At 60.5% G+C, this 17870-nt stretch carries 17 protein-coding genes and 1 tRNA gene; 13 read left to right on the top strand and 5 right to left on the bottom strand.

What is annotated here, in order from left to right; all coding sequences use genetic code 11:
- The first annotated feature begins 38 nt into the window (after positions 1-38).
- The 5 genes from AFIC_RS12940 to AFIC_RS12920 all read left to right on the top strand — a co-directional run bounded on the left by AFIC_RS12940 (position 39) and on the right by AFIC_RS12920 (position 5719).
- Positions 39-2741 (top strand): hybrid sensor histidine kinase/response regulator, encoded by a 2703-nt coding sequence (locus tag AFIC_RS12940; RefSeq protein WP_275246641.1) that lies wholly within the window; start codon positions 39-41, stop codon positions 2739-2741.
- 10 nt (positions 2742-2751) lie between these two features.
- Positions 2752-3222, top strand: coding sequence for a chemotaxis protein CheW (locus tag AFIC_RS12935; RefSeq protein WP_275246640.1), 471 nt, complete (start codon positions 2752-2754; stop codon positions 3220-3222).
- Positions 3223-3259: 37 nt separating this feature from the next.
- Positions 3260-3625, top strand: a complete 366-nt coding sequence (locus AFIC_RS12930; RefSeq protein ID WP_002716841.1) for a response regulator — start codon at positions 3260-3262, stop codon at positions 3623-3625.
- A 70-nt stretch (positions 3626-3695) separates the two neighbouring features.
- On the top strand, positions 3696-4850 hold the full coding sequence (locus AFIC_RS12925; RefSeq protein ID WP_275246639.1) for a protein-glutamate methylesterase/protein-glutamine glutaminase: 1155 nt from the start codon (positions 3696-3698) through the stop codon (positions 4848-4850).
- Positions 4847-5719 carry a CheR family methyltransferase gene (locus tag AFIC_RS12920; protein ID WP_275246638.1) on the top strand — a complete coding sequence of 291 codons (873 nt, stop codon included), beginning with the start codon at positions 4847-4849 and terminating at the stop codon, positions 5717-5719. The genes AFIC_RS12925 and AFIC_RS12920 overlap by 4 nt, the downstream gene beginning before the upstream one ends.
- Before the next feature lie 82 nt (positions 5720-5801).
- On the opposite strand, the gene ctrA is transcribed toward AFIC_RS12920, so the two are convergent.
- A complete protein-coding gene (ctrA, locus tag AFIC_RS12915; RefSeq protein WP_009340035.1) occupies positions 5802-6503 on the bottom strand; it encodes a response regulator transcription factor CtrA in 702 nt (233 codons plus the stop codon).
- Between the two features lie 405 nt (positions 6504-6908).
- Between ctrA and fliI the strand changes: the two genes are divergently transcribed.
- The 4 genes from fliI (at position 6909) to AFIC_RS12895 (ending at position 10458) form a co-directional block, all read left to right on the top strand.
- The gene (fliI, locus tag AFIC_RS12910; protein WP_275246637.1) at positions 6909-8234 is read left to right on the top strand and encodes a flagellar protein export ATPase FliI; all 1326 of its coding nucleotides are present in this window, start codon (positions 6909-6911) and stop codon (positions 8232-8234) included.
- A gap of 106 nt (positions 8235-8340) precedes the next feature.
- Positions 8341-8760: a flagellar export protein FliJ gene (gene fliJ, locus AFIC_RS12905; protein WP_275246636.1), complete on the top strand. Its 420-nt coding sequence runs from the start codon at positions 8341-8343 to the stop codon at positions 8758-8760.
- A gap of 169 nt (positions 8761-8929) precedes the next feature.
- Complete coding sequence (locus AFIC_RS12900; RefSeq protein WP_275246635.1) at positions 8930-9475, top strand: sigma-70 family RNA polymerase sigma factor; 546 nt, start codon at positions 8930-8932, stop codon at positions 9473-9475.
- Positions 9475-10458 carry an anti-sigma factor gene (locus tag AFIC_RS12895; RefSeq protein WP_275246634.1) on the top strand — a complete coding sequence of 328 codons (984 nt, stop codon included), beginning with the start codon at positions 9475-9477 and terminating at the stop codon, positions 10456-10458. The genes AFIC_RS12900 and AFIC_RS12895 overlap by 1 nt, the downstream gene beginning before the upstream one ends.
- A gap of 171 nt (positions 10459-10629) precedes the next feature.
- Here AFIC_RS12895 and AFIC_RS12890 read toward each other — a convergent pair whose 3' ends face one another.
- Positions 10630-10842, bottom strand: a complete 213-nt coding sequence (locus AFIC_RS12890; protein ID WP_275246633.1) for a hypothetical protein — start codon at positions 10840-10842, stop codon at positions 10630-10632.
- Between the two features lie 312 nt (positions 10843-11154).
- Positions 11155-13284, bottom strand: a complete 2130-nt coding sequence (gene flhA, locus AFIC_RS12885; protein WP_275248726.1) for a flagellar biosynthesis protein FlhA — start codon at positions 13282-13284, stop codon at positions 11155-11157.
- 351 nt (positions 13285-13635) lie between these two features.
- Between flhA and AFIC_RS12880 the strand changes: the two genes are divergently transcribed.
- The 4 genes from AFIC_RS12880 (at position 13636) to AFIC_RS12865 (ending at position 15587) form a co-directional block, all read left to right on the top strand.
- A tRNA-Ile gene (locus tag AFIC_RS12880) sits at positions 13636-13711 on the top strand.
- A 293-nt stretch (positions 13712-14004) separates the two neighbouring features.
- Positions 14005-14391: an antitoxin Xre-like helix-turn-helix domain-containing protein gene (locus tag AFIC_RS12875; protein ID WP_275246632.1), complete on the top strand. Its 387-nt coding sequence runs from the start codon at positions 14005-14007 to the stop codon at positions 14389-14391.
- Positions 14391-15074, top strand: coding sequence for an RES family NAD+ phosphorylase (locus AFIC_RS12870; RefSeq protein WP_275246631.1), 684 nt, complete (start codon positions 14391-14393; stop codon positions 15072-15074). The genes AFIC_RS12875 and AFIC_RS12870 overlap by 1 nt, the downstream gene beginning before the upstream one ends.
- Before the next feature lie 138 nt (positions 15075-15212).
- Complete coding sequence (locus AFIC_RS12865) at positions 15213-15587, top strand: hypothetical protein (protein WP_275246630.1); 375 nt, start codon at positions 15213-15215, stop codon at positions 15585-15587.
- A gap of 5 nt (positions 15588-15592) precedes the next feature.
- Here AFIC_RS12865 and AFIC_RS12860 read toward each other — a convergent pair whose 3' ends face one another.
- A complete protein-coding gene (locus AFIC_RS12860) occupies positions 15593-15892 on the bottom strand; it encodes a hypothetical protein (protein ID WP_275246629.1) in 300 nt (99 codons plus the stop codon).
- Positions 15893-15987: 95 nt separating this feature from the next.
- The gene (locus AFIC_RS12855) at positions 15988-17757 is read right to left on the bottom strand and encodes a DUF262 domain-containing protein (protein ID WP_275246628.1); all 1770 of its coding nucleotides are present in this window, start codon (positions 17755-17757) and stop codon (positions 15988-15990) included.
- Between the last annotated feature and the right edge of the window lie 113 nt (positions 17758-17870).

Genomic DNA, 17870 nt, shown 5'->3' with positions numbered 1-17870 from the left:
CGCATCTCGCCGCCTCCGCTCGAAGGCTGGGCTGTTTCATGGATGATTTGTTGCGTGAGTTCCTGACGGAAACGAACGAGAGCCTCGATACCGTCGACAATCAATTGGTTCGTTTTGAGCAGGATCCGAATAACGCCAAGATCCTGGATAATATTTTCCGGCTCGTTCACACCATCAAGGGGACGTGCGGCTTTCTCGGCCTGCCACGCCTCGAAGCGCTGGCCCACGCGGCCGAAACCCTGATGGGCAAATTTCGCGACGGCATGCCGGTGACCGGCGAAGCCGTCTCGCTGATCCTCAACACCATCGACCGCATCAAGGACATCCTGAGCGAACTCGAATCCAGCGAGGCGGAGCCGGAAGGCTCCGACCCCGATCTGATCGGCGCATTGGAAAAGATGGTGGAGGTCGGCATGGCTTCGATGGAAGGCGGCGCGCCTGCCGCTGCGCCTGCTGCCCCGGCATCCGCCGGCAGTACGGAAGGCACCCTCATCGTCCAGACTCTGGAGCGCGAGTTGCGCCCGGGCGAAGTCTCGCTCGACGAGCTTGAGCGCGCGTTCCGCGAAACCGCGGTCGAGACGGCGGCTCCCGCAGCAACCGCTGCGCCGGCTCCCGCCGCGCCAGCGCCCGCTGCGAAACCTGCGGCGAAACCTGCCGCGCGGAAGACGGGCGACGGTGAAGGCTCCGACGCCGACAAGATTTCCTCGCAGTCGATCCGCGTCAATGTCGATGCGCTCGAACACCTGATGACGATGGTGTCCGAGCTTGTGCTGACCCGCAACCAGTTGCTGGAAATCAGCCGGCGTCACGAAGAGAACGAATTCAAGGTGCCGCTGCAACGTCTGTCCAACGTCACCGCCGAGTTGCAGGAAGGCGTCATGAAGACGCGCATGCAGCCGATCGGCAACGCCTGGCAGAAGCTGCCGCGCATCGTGCGCGACCTTTCGAGCGAACTCGGCAAGCAGATCGAACTCGAGATGCACGGCGCCGACACCGAGCTCGACCGTCAGGTGCTCGATCTCATCAAGGACCCGCTGACGCACATGGTGCGCAACTCGGCCGACCATGGCCTTGAGAGCACGGCGGCGCGGCTTGCCGCGGGCAAGCCCGAAGTAGGTACCATCCGCGTCTCCGCCTATCATGAAGGCGGCCACATCATTATCTGCATCGCCGACAACGGGCAGGGCCTGAACACCGAGCGCATCAAGCAGAAGGCGGTTCAGAACGGCCTCGTCACCGAAGCCGATCTTGAGAAGATGAGCGAAGCTCAGATTCACAAGTTCATCTTCGCGGCGGGCTTCTCGACCGCTGCCGCCGTGACCAGCGTGTCGGGCCGCGGCGTCGGTATGGACGTGGTCCGCAACAACATCGACCAGATCGGCGGCACCATCGACGTCAAGTCGGTGCCGGGCGAAGGATCGTCCTTCACCATCAAGATTCCGCTGACGCTTGCGATCGTGTCCGCGCTGATCGTGGAATCGGCGGGCGAGCGCTTCGCGATCCCGCAGATCGCGGTCGTCGAACTGGTGCGCGCGCGCGCCAATTCGGATCATCGCATCGAGCGCATCAAGGACACCCCGGTGCTCCGCCTGCGCAACAAGCTGCTGCCGCTGCTGCACCTGCGCAAGCTCCTCAACATCACCGACGGTCAGGAGATCGATCCCGAGAACGGCTTCATCGTGGTGATGCAGGTCGGCAGCCAGACCTTCGGCATCGTGGTCGATGGCGTCTTCCACACCGAGGAAATCGTCGTCAAGCCGATGTCGACCAAGCTGCGTCACATCAACATGTTCTCCGGCAACACCATCCTCGGCGATGGCGCCGTCATCATGATTATCGATCCGAACGGCATTTCGCAGTCGGTCGGCAACTCGATGTCGGCGCAATCGGAGATGATGGACGACAACGCCGCATCCCGCGTCGCCGGTTCCGAGCAGCTCACCTCGCTGCTCGTCTTCCACGCCGGCAACACCCAGCCGAAGGCGGTGCCGCTTGCGCTCGTGACCCGACTGGAGGAAATCGCGGCGGAGAAGATCGAGTTGTCCAACGGCCGCCACATGGTGCAATACCGCGACCATCTGATGCCGCTCGTGAGCATGGCAGGCGTCACGGTCCGCACCGAGGGCGTGCAGCCGATTCTGGTGTTCGTCGATGACGGCCGCTCCATGGGTCTCGTGGTCGACGAGATCGTCGATATCGTTGAGGAAAGCCTCAACATCGAGGTTGCCAGCGCGCAGGAAGGTCTGCTCGGCTCGGCCGTGATCAAGGGGCAGGCGACGGAAGTGATCGACGTTGGTCACTTCCTGCCGATGGCCTTTGCCGACTGGTTCACCCGCAAGGACATGCAGCGCTCGAGCCTGACGCAGGAGGTTCTTCTGGTCGATGACTCGGCCTTCTTCCGCAACATGCTGGCGCCGGTCCTGAAGGCGGCGGGCTACAGCGTCCAGACCGCGACCAACGCGAGCGAGGGGCTGAACATCCTGCGCGCGGGAAAGCAGTTCAACGTCATCCTCACCGACATCGAGATGCCGGACATGAACGGCTTCGAATTCGCCGAGGCCATTCGCGCCGATCAGCGCAACAACGAGACGCCGATCATCGCGCTGTCCTCGCTGGTGTCTCCGGCGGCGATCGAACGCGGACGTCAGGTCGGTTTCCACGATTATGTCGCGAAGTTCGACCGGCCCGGCCTGATCGCGGCGTTGAAGGAACAGGCCGCCCGCGATCACCGCGCGGCATAAGGATCACGACATGGACCAGCAAGCTCAGAAGACCGACGGCCAGATCACCGAATACGTCACCGCCATGATCGGCGGGCAGTTGTTCGGCCTGCCGATTTCCCGCGTGCAGGACGTGTTCATGCCCGAGCGGCTGACCCGCGTGCCGCTCGCCTCCGAGGACATCGCAGGCGTTCTCAACCTGCGCGGCCGGATCGTCACCGCGATCGACATGCGCGCGCGGCTCGGCCTGCCGAAGATCGAGGACGGCCGCCCGCCGATGGCGATCGGCGTGGATCATCGCGGCGAATCCTATGGCTTGCTGATCGATTCGATCGGGGAAGTGATGAAGCTGTCCGACGACAGCCGGGAAATGAATCCGGTCAACCTCGATCGCGGCATGGAGAAAGTGGCGGGCGGCATCCACCGGCTCGAAGGCCAGTTGATGGTGGTGCTCGATATCGACCGGGTTCTGGAGATTGCGCCTGACATGATGGCGGCGTGAGCGCCCATCGGGTCAGCATTTGGAAATAGAGGTCAACATGAAAACGTGTCTTGTCGTCGATGATTCCAGCGTGATCCGCAAAGTCGCGCGCCGGATCCTGGAAGGCCTGAATTTCGAGATCATCGAAGCCGAGGACGGCGAGAAAGCCATGGAAGTCTGCAAGCGCGGGCTTCCCGACGCCGTGCTGCTCGACTGGAACATGCCGGTGATGGACGGTCACGAATTCCTGCGCAACCTGCGCATGATGCCGAACGGCGAGAAGCCGAAGGTCGTGTTCTGCACCACCGAGAACGATGTCGCCCATATCGCGCGCGCGCTTCATGCCGGCGCCAACGAGTACATCATGAAGCCGTTCGACAAGGAAATCGTCACCGCGAAATTCCAGGAAGTCGGTTTGATCTGAGCAGGCGAGGATCATCGCCGAATCGATATTGTGTCCTCCTGCCTCTGGCAGAAAGAAGTTTGGTATTTGAATGAGTATCGATTTGGCAGCCGCCTCTCATCCGGTTTCGACGAGCGGTGAGCGCATTCGAATCATGGTGGTCGACGACTCGGCCATCATCCGCGGCATCATCTCGCGCTGGATCGAGGCGGAAACCGACATGGTGGTGGCGGCGTCCTGCCGCACCGGTCTCGATGCCGTCAACCAGATCGAGCGGATCAATCCCGACGCCGTGATCCTCGACATCGAGATGCCGGACATGGACGGCATCACCGCGCTGCCGCTGCTGCTCGCCAAGAAGCGCGATCTCGTCGTCATCATGGCCTCGACGCTGACGCTGCGGAACGCCGAGATCAGCCTCAAGGCGCTGTCGCTCGGCGCGGCCGACTACATTCCGAAGCCCGAAAGCAATCATCTGGGCGGCGCGGATACCTTCCGGCACGAACTGGTGCAGAAGATCCGCCATCTCACCGCCCGACTCGTACGCCGCCGCGTGCCGAGTCCGCCGCTGGCGCCGTCCGCCGCGCCGTCTGCGCTTGCTGCCCATGCCGCTGCGCCATTCGCTCCGGCCAAATTTTCGCTCCGGCCGTTCCACAAGACGAGGCCGCAGGCGCTGCTGATCGGTTCCTCGACGGGCGGCCCGCAGGCGCTGACCGCGCTTGCCGCCGGGCTTGCTCCGGTGGTCGACCGGGTGCCGGTGCTGATTACCCAGCATATGCCCCCTGCCTTCACCACCATCCTTGCCCAGCATATCGGCCGCGCCAGCTCCCGGCCGGCGCAGGAGGGCGTGGAAGGGCAGATCGTCAAGCCCGGCAACATCTATATCGCGCCGGGCGGCCTGCACATGCGCGTGGGGCGTCAGGGCGGCAACGTCGCGATCGCGCTCGATGACGGGCCCCAGATCAATTTCTGCCGTCCCGCGGTGGATCCTCTGTTCATGTCGGCGATCGATGTCTGGAGAGGCGATCTGCTGGCGGTGATTCTGACGGGCATGGGCTCCGACGGCATGCGCGGCGGCAAGGATATCGTCGCTGCCGGCGGCAACGTGATCGCTCAGGACGAAGCGACGTCCGTGGTGTGGGGAATGCCGGGTGCGGCCGCTCAGGCCGGCATCTGTTCCGCCGTCTTGCCGCTCAACCAGATCGGCCAAAAAATACAAAAGATCCTTTCAGGAGACTTCTCGTGATTCAGGCTGAGTATGATTTTCTGCGCAAGCTCCTGAAGGAAAGATCCGGTCTCGTCCTCGCGGACGACAAGCAGTATCTGATCGAAAGCCGTCTCATGCCGCTCGCGCGCAAGGCGAAGCTCGGCGGGCTGAGCGAACTGGTCGCCGAACTCAGGCGCGGGGTGGAGAGCAGGATCTGCGACGTGGTCGAGGCGATGACCACCAACGAGACGTTCTTTTTCCGCGACAAGATTCCGTTCGATCATTTCAAGGACAGCGTTCTCCCCGAGATCATCAAGGCGCGCGCCAACCGCAAGAGCCTGCGCATCTGGTGCGCGGCCGCATCGACCGGTCAGGAGCCCTATTCGCTGGCGATGATCGTGAAGGATTTCGCCCAGGCGCTGTCGGGCTGGCGGGTGGAGATCGTCGCGACCGACCTGTCGCAGGAAGTTCTCGAAAAGTGCAAGGGCGGCATCTACAGCCAGTTCGAGGTGCAGCGCGGCCTGCCGATTCAGAAGCTCGTCACTCATTTCAAGCAGATCGGCGAGACCTGGCAGATCAATCCCGATATCCGCGCCATGGTGCAGTTCAAGCCGCTCAACCTGCTCAACGACTTCTCGAGCCTCGGCAAGTTCGACGTGATCTTTTGCCGCAACGTGCTGATCTATTTCGAGCAGGCGACCAAGGCCGACGTTCTCGGCCGGATGATGAAGGTGAACGAGCCGGACGGCTATCTGTTCCTCGGCGCCGCCGAAACGGTGGTCGGCCTCACCGATGCCTATCGTCCCTGCACGCAGCGTCGCGGCGTGTATTTGCCCAAGACCGCATCGCCCTCGATCATGCCCGGCATGAGCGCGAGCGGAATGCGGGCGACGATGGCCGCGCGTTAAAGCCCGCCATTTGCCGCAACCTCGGCAGCAATAAAAAACCCCGCCATTGGCGGGGTTTTTTGCATTTCGTGAAGATGAAGGCTCAAGCCGGGATGCGGGCTTCGTCGTCGCTCGGCTCGCGCAGCACATAGCCGCGGCCCCAGACGGTCTCGATGAAGTTGCGGCCTTCCGACGCGTTGGCGAGCTTCTTGCGCAGCTTGCAGATGAACACGTCGATGATCTTGAGTTCGGGCTCGTCCATCCCGCCGTAGAGATGGTTGAGGAACATTTCCTTGGTGAGCGTGGTGCCCTTGCGCAGCGAGAGCAGCTCCAGCATCTGATATTCCTTGCCGGTCAGGTGCACGCGCTGGCCGCCGACTTCGACCGTCTTGGTGTCGAGGTTGACGATCAGGTCGCCGGTCTGGATCACCGACTGGGCGTGGCCCTTCGAGCGGCGCACGATGGCGTGGATGCGGGCGACCAGTTCGTCCTTATGGAACGGCTTTGTCATGTAGTCGTCGGCGCCGACGCCGAGACCCTTGACCTTGTCCTCGATGCCGGCGAGGCCGGACAGGATCAGGATCGGGGTCTTGATCTTGGAAACACGAAGCTGCTTGAGCACTTCGTAACCCGACATGTCGGGCAGATTGAGGTCAAGCAGGATGATGTCGTAATCATACAGCTTGCCGAGATCGACGCCTTCTTCTCCGAGGTCCGTCGTGTAGACGTTGAAACTCTCGGATTTGAGCATCAGCTCGATCGACTGCGCAGTGGCGCTGTCATCTTCTATCAGCAATACGCGCATGCCAGTCCCCTAATAGTCGCCACTCCGGGCGTCAGGTCGGCCGCATAACTCGCGGCACTGGAACGCCTTTGAACAACTGATTCGAATCCTGACGAGACATGGTTAACAAAAGCTGATTCGTGCCTGCAAGCTCTATTCGTGCAAATTATGCCGAATCGACTTAAGATGTTGCACAGAAGCGGCTTTTCGTACCCACGCAAGTTCAAGTTCCGTATTAGGAGTCGGGCCTGACCGCCTCCTGCGATTCGCACCTCCGTTCTGAAGGTCGAATTGCTTTCAGTTACCAAAGACAGTGACGCAATCATTAACGATGCGGGTAAACACAGGGTTAAGGAAGCGCCACCAGGCTCCGGAAACTTAAGGTTTTCGAAATGAAAGCGGCGGCGCAGTGACGATAGGTCTGCAGTGAAGGCACTGGCTGAACAGATCGGCGATATCGACGGCATCAATATTTATGGCCGTGTTGTGGGCGTGCGCGGCCTGATGGTCGAAGTCGCCGGTCCCATTCATGCGATGTCGGTCGGCGCGCGGGTCGTGATCGAGACCGGCGGCGATCGCGACATTCCCTGCGAGGTGATCGGCTTCACAGGCAACAATGCGGTGCTGATGCCGTTCGGGGGACTGGATGGCGTCCGGCGCGGTTGCCGGGCGGTGATCGCCAATGCGGCGAGTCAGGTCAGGCCATCGCCGGCGTGGCTCGGCCGCGTCGTCAACGCGATGGGGGAACCGATCGACGGCAAGGGGCCGATCGAGCAGGGCGCTTCTCCGATGCCGTTCCGGAACCTGCCGCCGCCCGCCCACTCGCGAAGACGGGTGGGGCAGCCTCTCGATCTCGGCGTGCGCGCGCTCAATACATTTCTCACATGCTGTAGCGGGCAGCGCATGGGTATCTTCGCCGGCTCCGGCGTCGGCAAGTCGGTGCTGCTGTCGATGCTGGCCCGCAACGTCGATGCCGATATTTCGGTGATCGGCCTTGTCGGCGAACGCGGCCGCGAGGTGCAGGAGTTCCTGCAAGACGATCTGGGCGAGGAGGGCCTCGCGCGCTCGGTCGTCGTGGTGGCGACCTCGGACGAGCCCGCCTTGATGCGGCGGCAGGCCGCTTACCTGACGCTCGCGATCTCCGAATACTTCCGCGACGAAGGCCAGAGCGTGCTGTGTCTGATGGACTCGGTCACGCGCTTTGCGATGGCGCAGCGCGAGATCGGCCTCTCCGCGGGCGAGCCGCCGACCGCCAAGGGCTACACGCCGACCGTCTTCACCGAACTGCCGAAGCTCCTTGAGCGCGCCGGTCCGGGACTGGGCGAGGGGACAATCACGGGCGTCTTCACGGTGCTGGTGGACGGCGACGACCACAACGAGCCGGTGGCGGACGCGGTGCGCGGTATTCTCGACGGACATATCGTAATGGAGCGCTCCATCGCCGAGCGCGGCCGCTACCCGGCCATCAACATCCTCAAATCCGTCTCCCGCACCATGCCGAAATCGGCCGATCCGGAATTCCTGCCGGTCATCATGCGCGGCCGCCAGGTGATGGCGACCTATGCGGACATGGAGGAACTGATCCGGTTAGGGGCCTATCGGGCAGGCTCCAGCGCCGAGGTGGACGAGGCGATCCGCCTCCACGAGCCGCTCGAGGACTTCCTGCGCCAGGCCAAGAACGAGGCGACCGGGCTGGGGGCGGGCTACCGGCAATTGCAGCAAATCCTCGCCTCTGTGGAAACGGAAAGCTAACTTTGTCAGGCCATGATCCGCACCGTCTGTTGATTGCCGGCGGGGCCCAGTCGGGGAGCCGGTTCTGTCCCGTTTTGGTACTGGGACTTCTGGGGAGTACGAGTCGATGAAGTCACGTGAAACGCTTATCCGTCTGAAGAAATTTCAGGTCGACGAGAAGCGTCGCCGGGTTGCTCAGATCGAGACCATGATCGCGGAATTCCAGCGGATGTCGGTCGACCTCGAGCGCGAAATCCAGACCGAGCAGGATCGCGCGGGCATTCAGGATCCATCCCACTTCGCCTATCCGACCTACGCCAAGGCCGCGATCCAGCGCCGCGAGAACCTGACCCGTTCGGCGGACGAACTGCGCGGGCAGCTCGACGAGGCGAAGGCGCATCTGGCGGATGCCTTCGAGGAATTGAAGAAGGTCGAGCTTCTGGACGAGCGCGATCAGGCGCGCGAACGCGCCGAGGAGAATGCGCGCGAGCAGGCCGACCTCGACAGCATCGGCCTGATGCGCTCGCGGATCGGCGCGGTAGCCTGATCCCGCCTGTTTTGAACGGCTTGAAAGCCCGGTCCGGAAGGTCCGGGCTTTTTGCTGTTCGTGCGATGAACTTGGGATGGCGTGAGGTCCCGTTTTACAGCTTTCGTCCGGGCTGGCATAAAGGCGCGAGGGGTGCTGCCCGAGGGCAGCGGTTTGTTGGGGACGTTGAATGCTGACGCCGGAGCAGTTGGTTTGGCTGCTGGCCTCGGTGGCCCGGCGTGACCGGGCTGCTTTCGAGGGCCTGTATGAAGCGACCTGCGCCAAGCTGTTTGGCGTGGTGCTGCGCATCGTCCGCGAGCAGGCGCTGGCGGAAGAAGTGCTTCAGGAAGTCTACCTCAAGATATGGAATAGCGCCGGGCAGTACAGCCCCGGCGAAGCCCTGCCGCTGGCATGGATGGTGGCGATCGCGCGCAACCGCGCCATCGATGTCGTACGCAAGCGCGGCGGCGCTCCGCTTGAGGACGCCGCGAATTTCGAGGATGCCTCCGACACGCCCGCGCCTCTGTCGCGCCGGGAGATGACGGACGAATTGAAGGCGCTGCTGGAATGTGTCGGGCAGCTTGAGCCCGACCGGCAGAAGCTCGTGCTGCTGGCCTATTACAATGGCTGGAGTCGCGAGCAGCTTGCGGCCAAGTTCGACACGCAACTCGGCAACGTCAAAACCTGGTTGCGCAGCAGCCTGCTCGATATCCGAACCTGCCTCGGGCTTGCGTGATGGCATACAGCGAAGATCATATCGCGCTCGCCGCCGAATATGCGCTCGGTACCCTCGACGCGGACGAACGCGCGCTGGTCGAGACCATGCTGATCGTCGATCCCGGTTTTCTCGCGCTCGTCCATGCGTGGGAGCACAAGCTGGCGCCGCTGCATCAGATGGTCTCGTCGGTCGAGCCGCCCGCCGGTGTCTGGAACAGGATCGCGGCCGGGATGGCGCAGATGGAAAAAGAGACGCCGCCCGTACCGGCGAACGATACAGGCAAGGATGCGGTTCATGCGATCGATCCGGTGACGCTGGAAATGACCTCCGCGCTGGAAGGCCGAACGCCCGCTGCGCCGGCTGCAATGCCTGAGCTTGCATCCGAACCTGCGGTCGCTGACACGATCTCAGCGAGCGCGCCGCCGGATTTGAAGTCTACAGAACAGTCCGCTTTCGCCGGAGCGCCGGCCGTGTCTCCGCCCGCGAAGGGCAAAAGCGGCTCCGGGTTCGGCGTCGTCATGGGCGCGATCGCCGCATTGCTCGCGGCCATCGCCGGCTTGCAGATTTTTCATCCATCGACTCTGCCCGCCGCGCTACGACCGAAGCCGGAGGTGCGTACGGTGGAGGTCAAAATCCCGCCGCCGCCGGTTGCCGCGCAATGGGTCGCAGCTTTGCAATCCGACGCGCGCGATCCGGGCTTCATTCTGACGGTCGATGCCGCCTCGCGCCGTTATACGGTGCGCCGCGTCGGTCCGCCGCCTGCGGCGGGCAAGAGTTATGAACTCTGGATCGTGCCGGGCAAATATGGAGAGCCGCGCTCCATCGGGGTGATCGACGGCGAATTCACCGCGAGTGGCGCTTTGGCCGGTGTCGATGCAGCGGCCGTGAACAACTCGATCTATGCGGTGACGGTCGAGGCCAAGGGCGGCTCGCCGAGCGGCAAGCCGACCGCGCAGCCGCTCTGGGCTGGCAAGCTCTACGAGAGCGTCCCGGCGAAGTGAGTCGGCCGGGTTTCCTGATCTGCTTTTTCCAGCCCCAGACAGCAAAAAACGCCCGTGGGGGAAACGGGCGTTTTTTGTCCGGGTTCACTGGGGATGAGCTGTCCCGGAAGATATTCACAAGGCGACTTCGGGGGGCGGGGAAGAGAGCCTTATGAATTCCTGAAATTCATGTCAGCGGATCACCTGCTGCTCGGAGTCGGACACCATCATGGTGTGACTGGCTTTCAGAACCGGCGTCGTCGCGCGCGCGGTCTGCATCCCGCCGTCACCCGCGGAGAGGCGCGCAGAAATTCCAACACCGGCGATGCCTATCGCGGCAACCAACGCCACCACAACGATCTTGAGGTGGGTCATGCGGTCAGCGCTGTACAATGAATGGTTCATTTCGCCTCCCTCACGTTTTGGCCACGTTCTGGCCCGGTTGCCTTATTGGTCACGCTCAGTGAGCGGCCGGTTCGAATTCCATGTCTCGTAAACGTGGTGGAGGGGGTTTTTGTTTCCCAGTCCCCATCACAAGCGAGTGATTTTTCTTGATCGCTCGCGAGGGACCCTACAGGGCGAAATAAAAATATCGCTAAATCAAATAGATAGAATTTTAGTTCCACGGCTATGGTTTCGTAAGCCGAGCGGGCCTGCTCAGAAAAGGCTTGGCTGTGGCGAATTTGTCGTGCCGGTCAAGCCCGGAAAGCTGGATTCCTAAACGCTTCCAACGGTCTTGAGTTTCGCCCGGGGATGGATTTCCGCCTGTGACAAAACCGTTGTCTGCGCGCGGAAGCGCTCCACCAGCGAGCGGACGAAGGGACGAATTGCCGCAGAGGTGACAAGCACCGGGTTCTCGCCTTCACGCGCGGCCTGCTCGAAACGGTCGCGGGTCGCGGTCATGAATTCCGACAGCTTCGAGGGTTGCATCGCCAGCGTGCGGTCCTCGCCGGTGCCGACGATCGATTCCGCGAATGCCTGCTCCCATTTGGCGGAGAGAGCGATCAGCGGCAGGTAGCCGTTGATCGATGTGTTCTGCGCGCAAATCTGGCGCGCGAGGCGGGCGCGGACATGCTCTGCGATTGTCGCGGGGTTGCGCGAGAACGCCAGCGCGTCGGCGATACCCTCGAGAATGGTGGAGAGATCGCGGATCGAGATGCGCTCGGCGAGCAGCAACTGAAGCACGCGCTGAATGCCGGACACGGTGATCTGGCTCGGCACGATATCCTTCACCAGTTCGCCCTGCTCCTTCGGCAGATCCTTCAGGAGCTTCTGCACCTCGCCGTAGGACAACAGGTCCGACATGTTGTTCTTCAACAGCTCGGTGAGATGCGTGGACAGAACGGTCGCGGCATCGACCACGGTGTAGCCCTTGAGCGAGGCTTCTTCCTTGAGCGTGGCATCCACCCATGTCGCGGGCAGACCGAAGGTCGGCTCGATGGTGTGCGTGCCCGGCACCGTGACCTGATTGCCGGCGGGGTCCATGACCATGAACTGGTTGGCCCAGACGCGGCCCGAGCCGGCATCGACCTCCTTGATCTTGATAACGTAGGTGTTGGCCTCGAGCTGCACGTTGTCGAGGATGCGCACGGCCGGCATCACGAAGCCCATCTCGATGGCCAGCGAACGGCGCAGCGCCTTGATCTGGTCGGTGAGTCGGTCGTTGCCGTCCGGTCCGTTGACAAGCGGCAAGAGCGCGTAGCCGAGTTCGATCTTGAGATCGTCGATCTTGAGCGCGGTCGAGATCGGTTCTTCCTCGGCGGCCGCAGCAGCGGCCGCCTCGGCAGGTGCAGCGGCGGCGCGGGCTTCCTCGGCCTTGACGTGAGTGTTGCGGTGGCGCGCCTTCAATGCCAGCGCGCCTGCGCCGGCGCTCAGCATCAGGAACGGAATCATCGGAATGCCGGGCAGCAGCGCCAGCACCAGCATCACGCCGGACGACATGCCGAGCGCCTGCGGATAGCCGGAGAACTGCTTCATCATCGCCTTGTCGGCTGCGCCCGAGACGCCGGCCTTCGACACCAGAAGGCCCGCGGCGGTCGAGACGATCAGCGCGGGTACCTGCGTGACGAGACCGTCGCCGACCGTGAGCAGCGTATAGCTGCGCGCGGCGTCGCCGAAGCTCAGGCCCTGCTGCGCGACACCGATGATGATGCCGCCGATGATGTTGATGAACACGATCAGGAGGCCCGCGACCGCGTCGCCGCGGACGAACTTCGAGGCGCCGTCCATGGCGCCGAAGAAACCGCTCTCGTCCTCGAGATCCTTGCGGCGCTTCTTCGCGGTCTGCTCGTCGATCAACCCGGCGGAGAGATCGGCGTCGATTGCCATCTGCTTGCCCGGCATCGAGTCGAGGTGGAAGCGTGCGGCGACTTCGGCGATGCGGCCCGAACCCTTGGTGATGACGACGAAGTTGACGATGACCAGAATCGTAAAGACGATGATGCCGATCACGAAATTGCCGCTCATCACGAAGCTGCCGAATGCCTCGATGACATGACCGGCGGCGGCGCTGCCTTCGTGCCCGTGCGCCAGGATCAGGCGGGTCGAAGCCATGTTGAGCGACAGCCGCAGCATGGTCGAGATCAGGAGCACGGTCGGGAAGGCGGAGAATTCCAGCGGCGCCTGGATGAACAGCGCGGTCATCAGGATCAGAACCGAGAGCGTGATCGAGATCGCCAGAAACAGATCGAGCACCATCGCGGGCAGGGGCAGGATCAGGACGACGAGAATCGTCAGCACACCGAAGGCGAGCGTCAGGTCGCCGCGCTTCAGGATGGATTTGATATCATCGAAAGTCGGAATTTGCAGACGCGATGCGCCGTTCTGCCCCGCCGTCACATCGACCATGGTCGCCGCTTCCTCGCGCGAATGTCGCCTTTGCCCGCCAAACACCTTCGCGGCGGCCGGAAGGCCGCCGGGCGGTAAGTGATTCACGGCGCTTGCTTCCACGGGGCCCCCGTTTTTGCAGAACGACACGCACTTTCACTGGGCAAAATTTGCCCGGTGTATGGTTAGTAAAGAGTTAACGCCCTGGCTTTCCGGCGGCCGGAAGAGGGGCGCTTGAGTGGGCCGGGCAGGCGGCAACTGCCGGGAAATCCTCGTGAAAATACTTGAAGCGAGGAATTTCACGCGCCGGCGCAATTGCCGCACTGTGCCCGTCATTGTAAGGAGGGGAGCCCGCCGCCTTGCAGCGCGACAGGGCCTGTAGCTCAATGGTTAGAGCCGACCGCTCATAACGGTCTGGTTGCAGGTTCGAGTCCTGCCGGGCCCACCAAACATTCGCGAGATTGATCTGACACATTAAGAGCGAGTCGATTGCCGTCTAAGAATGAGTCGGTTGGTGTGAGAATAGTGTTTCAACCTCTACGTGCTCGCAGCTAGTATATGGCTACCGGCGGAACCATTCAATATAGTTAATTTTCCCTTTCGGGTCCGCAAAGGGCATTCCTGTAAACCCGGAAGACAGAACGATTGCGAGCCATCCGGTTCTTGGATGTTCATTTTCTGATGATATATTGATTTTTGAACAGGATATGCACATATTGGAATCTCATGAGGAGACGGACAATGCCTCGTGCATCAACGGTCAAAGCAATGGATCGCAAAGATTTAACCGGTCCCGCCCTGCGAACGTTTTTCCGGATCGCCGAGGCCTGGAATCTCCAGGAGCAAGAGCAGATGCGTCTGCTTGGGCTCGAGAGCCGGTCTACGTTCCAATCCTGGAAGCGCGGCGCCGTCGCCGCAATCTCCAAGGATGCTCTGGAACGTATTTCCTACGTTCTCGGTATCTACAAGGGATTGCATATTCTTCTTCCGAAAACGGCCGACCAGTGGGTTCGGAAGTCCAACACCGCCGGGATTTTCGGCGGTCGGTCGGCGCTTGATCGCATGGCATCCGGCAATGTCGCGGACCTCTATGTCGTTCGTCAGTATGTGGATGCGCAGCGCGGCTGATGGCGGACATCCCGATCACAAAGATCGAATGGCGCCCCTGTTTCCGGATCGTGCCGAGTCGATTTCCACCTATCAATCTCTTTGAAGCTGTCGCCGACCCTGCCGATCTTGATGCAGTCTTCCAGATCGAGGCGATGACCAATGACAGGCTACGCGACGAGGCGGGGGACATTCGCCTCGTCGCACCCGAGGACAGAGTATCCGGACCGGGTAGCACGCCGATCATGGCTGCGTTCACCCACCTCAATCCCGACGGGGATCGCTTTACGAACGGAACGTATGGCGTTTTCTATGCCGGGCGTACGATCGAGACGGCTATTGCCGAAACACGCTACCATCGCGTTCGCTTCATGTTGGCAACCAGTGAACCCGCCCAGGAACTCGACATGCGGGTCTATGCCGTCGATCTCGATGCCGAGCTGCATGACATCCGAGCAATGCGCGAAAGCCATGCAGCTTACTATCACCCCAGCAGCTATGCGGTGTCACAGGAACTCGCTCTGAAGCTCCGAGAAAACGGCTCCAATGGAATCGTCTACACAAGCGTTCGCGATGATGGAGGTGAATGCGCCGCCGTGTTTCGTCCCCGGCTTCTGTCGAATTGTCGGCAGGAACGACACCTCTGCTATGTATGGGACGGAAAGGCCATTTCCACGATCTACGAAAAAAGAGACTTCGGATAAGATATCAGGTCACCATCGCCATCTTTCCAGTTAGACAATTTGGTGGCGCTTGCGACCTAATGGTGCAAATTAACGCGTGCCACATCTATTCTCGATAAGGACTCGCGCAGTTGATTGAATGGTTGGGAATCGAAATTGATGTGTAACGACAAGAATGAAGATGATGAGAGTGGCGGCGGTCAGGGAGATCAAGGAGGCCATGGAACACCTCCGACGTACACGCCAACCAATAGGCCGCAACGGATTCAGACAGATACTCCACGTTCTGACGAGCCTCCAGAAGAGCAAGAAGTGAGCCCGTATCAGTTTGAGGAAGATTCCGAGCCTTCTCTGAACGATTTTGATTCGTTCGAGGAATTAAGCAACGAATACAAGTTGGCACACTCCGAGGGGAAATGGTTCCTGTTTGACCATAAAGGTCGGTTCGTCGGAAAATTTGACACTCGAGAAGCTGCTAAAGAAGAAGCCTTCAGACGTAGGCCGCCTCTATCATCACCTCACTTTGGGATGTAGTAGATTCAAGCAGCGCTTCGGGAGTGAAGCCACTCCTCGCGAAGCGCCAGAAGCTCCCGGAAACGGTCTTTCTGTTTCACGGTACCGACTTCCATAGCTCGTATGCTGTTGCCCGCAATCATGTTGATTAATGCCACGGATCCATGCTTGTCTTTGAACTGAAGTAAATAGTCGATAGTTCTGATGTCGAGGGCGACCTGTTTTTCGTCAGTCCAATCCTTCTTGCGAGTCACACGCTCTTTCCCATCAACGATCTCGATATCGTAAGGAAATAGCTCATCTCCCGGTTTGATTGGCTCAATCATGTTGCTCTCCCATCCGCTTTAACAAGGGTGGCAGAATTCGCGACCGGCGCAATCTTGCAACGCGATTTCACCTCGGCAATGACAAGATGAAACTGCTATTTGGCCGCGACCAACACGGGTACTGAACCTCCAAGCAGATCCACCAGCTTCTTCCTGAGTCGATCTCGCCGAGCGGCATAGAAGGCTTCGAACCCCTCAAGATCGGCAGGCAAGTCGCCCAGTTCATGCTTGGTGCGATAATGGACCTGAGATGTTGAATCAGGAAAATGCGTCGATAGCCAAGCCGTCGGTAACGACGCCTTTTTCTCGTTGTTAATGGCACCTTCAAGCAATTGAAGGTTCGGCAACGTGTTTGCGTGCTGGGCCATGACTTCGGCGTCAGCACCGCTGAATCCCTGCTTCTGAAGACGCGCCGGAGTGAACCTCGAAATCGGGTAGACATGATCGACGTGAAACTGGTTGCGGAGGTCAACAAACGGGAAAAGGAGAGACAGCAGCGGAAATGTTCTCTTGTCGCCGTACTCGAGATGCAAAAGATCTTCGATCTCGGCAGGTTCGAACGTCAGAGATTTGCCGCGTTGACTCATGGCTTGCCGCAACTGTTCGACAGGAAATGCTTCTCCCGGGGCCGCTTGCAATACCTCGCGAAGCGCCGTTAAGAGCGTGTCGAGACCACTTCCCCAAATGCCAGAAGCCTTGACGATGGACTTGACCAACCAATCCTTGATCGCCTCGCGATCATTCGCGAATTGGCTGTGAGTAACGTAGTTGGCGGGCGCGTTGCGCTTGTAGAGATAATAAGCAATCGGCAATAGCGCGCTGTCCGCTTTCAAGGTCTGCCCGTTTAAACCGAAGCTGGAGGCGAGTTCGACGGTTCGGACCAGAGCCGACCGAATCGAAGGCCAGTTCGATTCCAAAGCCAGCATGTTGGCGGTTGTGAAATTCTCGACCTTGAATCCGACGGACGCAATATCCGCCAGCATGAGGCCAGCCTTCAAAACGAAATCCTGACTGAGTGCGAACCCTGTTCCGATGCGGTTCAGATCATCGACCAGTTTATGGATTTCAGCACGCGCATCGACATGCGTCCACTGTGCGACGGCGACACTCAGAAGCAGGTCCGAATAGGACAGGATCGTTCCACCCGAATTTAACCGAATGAAAATATTGAGTACTCGCTCGAGATCCTGTGCTTCTTCCTCATAGTAATTGATGAGGTTGTGGGAGTGTACCACGCGATGAAGACGGTCGAGTATCGCGTAAGCTCCCTGCAGAGCGTCACCCTGAAGCCCTCGCTCCATCAGTGTCGCCAGCATCGCGGGACCGTCTTTCATGCCAAGGATATTAGGCACCTTGAACCAGTGGGCTTTTTCGTCTCGCTCGACCTGTCCATCGTCCAAAAACTTGAAACGATACCTCACCCCGTCTTCGTCGGGCGTGGGCGAAGCCAGCAAATCCAGATGTAGCGTCCGGATGGGAAAGGCGTCGGGGTTCGTCCACCATTTATTTGGCTGCTTGATCGCCATCGAGCCTCTGAGACCGATGTTCAAAGCAGTCAGGCGCTGCTGCCCGTCCAAGACGGCAGTTACGCTCTGGTGATGAAGTATCCCGATTTCCGGACAGTGGGCGGCATCACGTTGATGGTAGTTCAGGACAAAATCATAGAATTTGAATTTTCCACCAGTCGGGGCCTCGACCTTCCAGAATAGGAAGGTCCCGAACGGATAGCCCTGCATGAGGCTGTCAAACAGTCGTTCGATCTGTTCTGGCTTCCAGACAAACTCCCGTTGGATCGCTGGGAGTACGTAGCTCTTTGTTTGTATACGCCCCAGCGCCTCGGCGATGGTGCCGCCCGGTTTATACATTGGCCCCCGCAGAATCTCTTTGATGAAAGCTCTATTTTAACGAGCCTCGTTCCGCTGACCAGCCCGAAAAGATGGCTTCCTGCGGACGTCAACGCGCCCGCAAAACGGATCGA

The sequence above is a fragment of the [Pseudomonas] carboxydohydrogena genome (assembly GCF_029030725.1).
Classification (GTDB): domain Bacteria; phylum Pseudomonadota; class Alphaproteobacteria; order Rhizobiales; family Xanthobacteraceae; genus Afipia; species Afipia carboxydohydrogena.
This window is presented reverse-complemented; position numbering and strand designations above follow the sequence as displayed.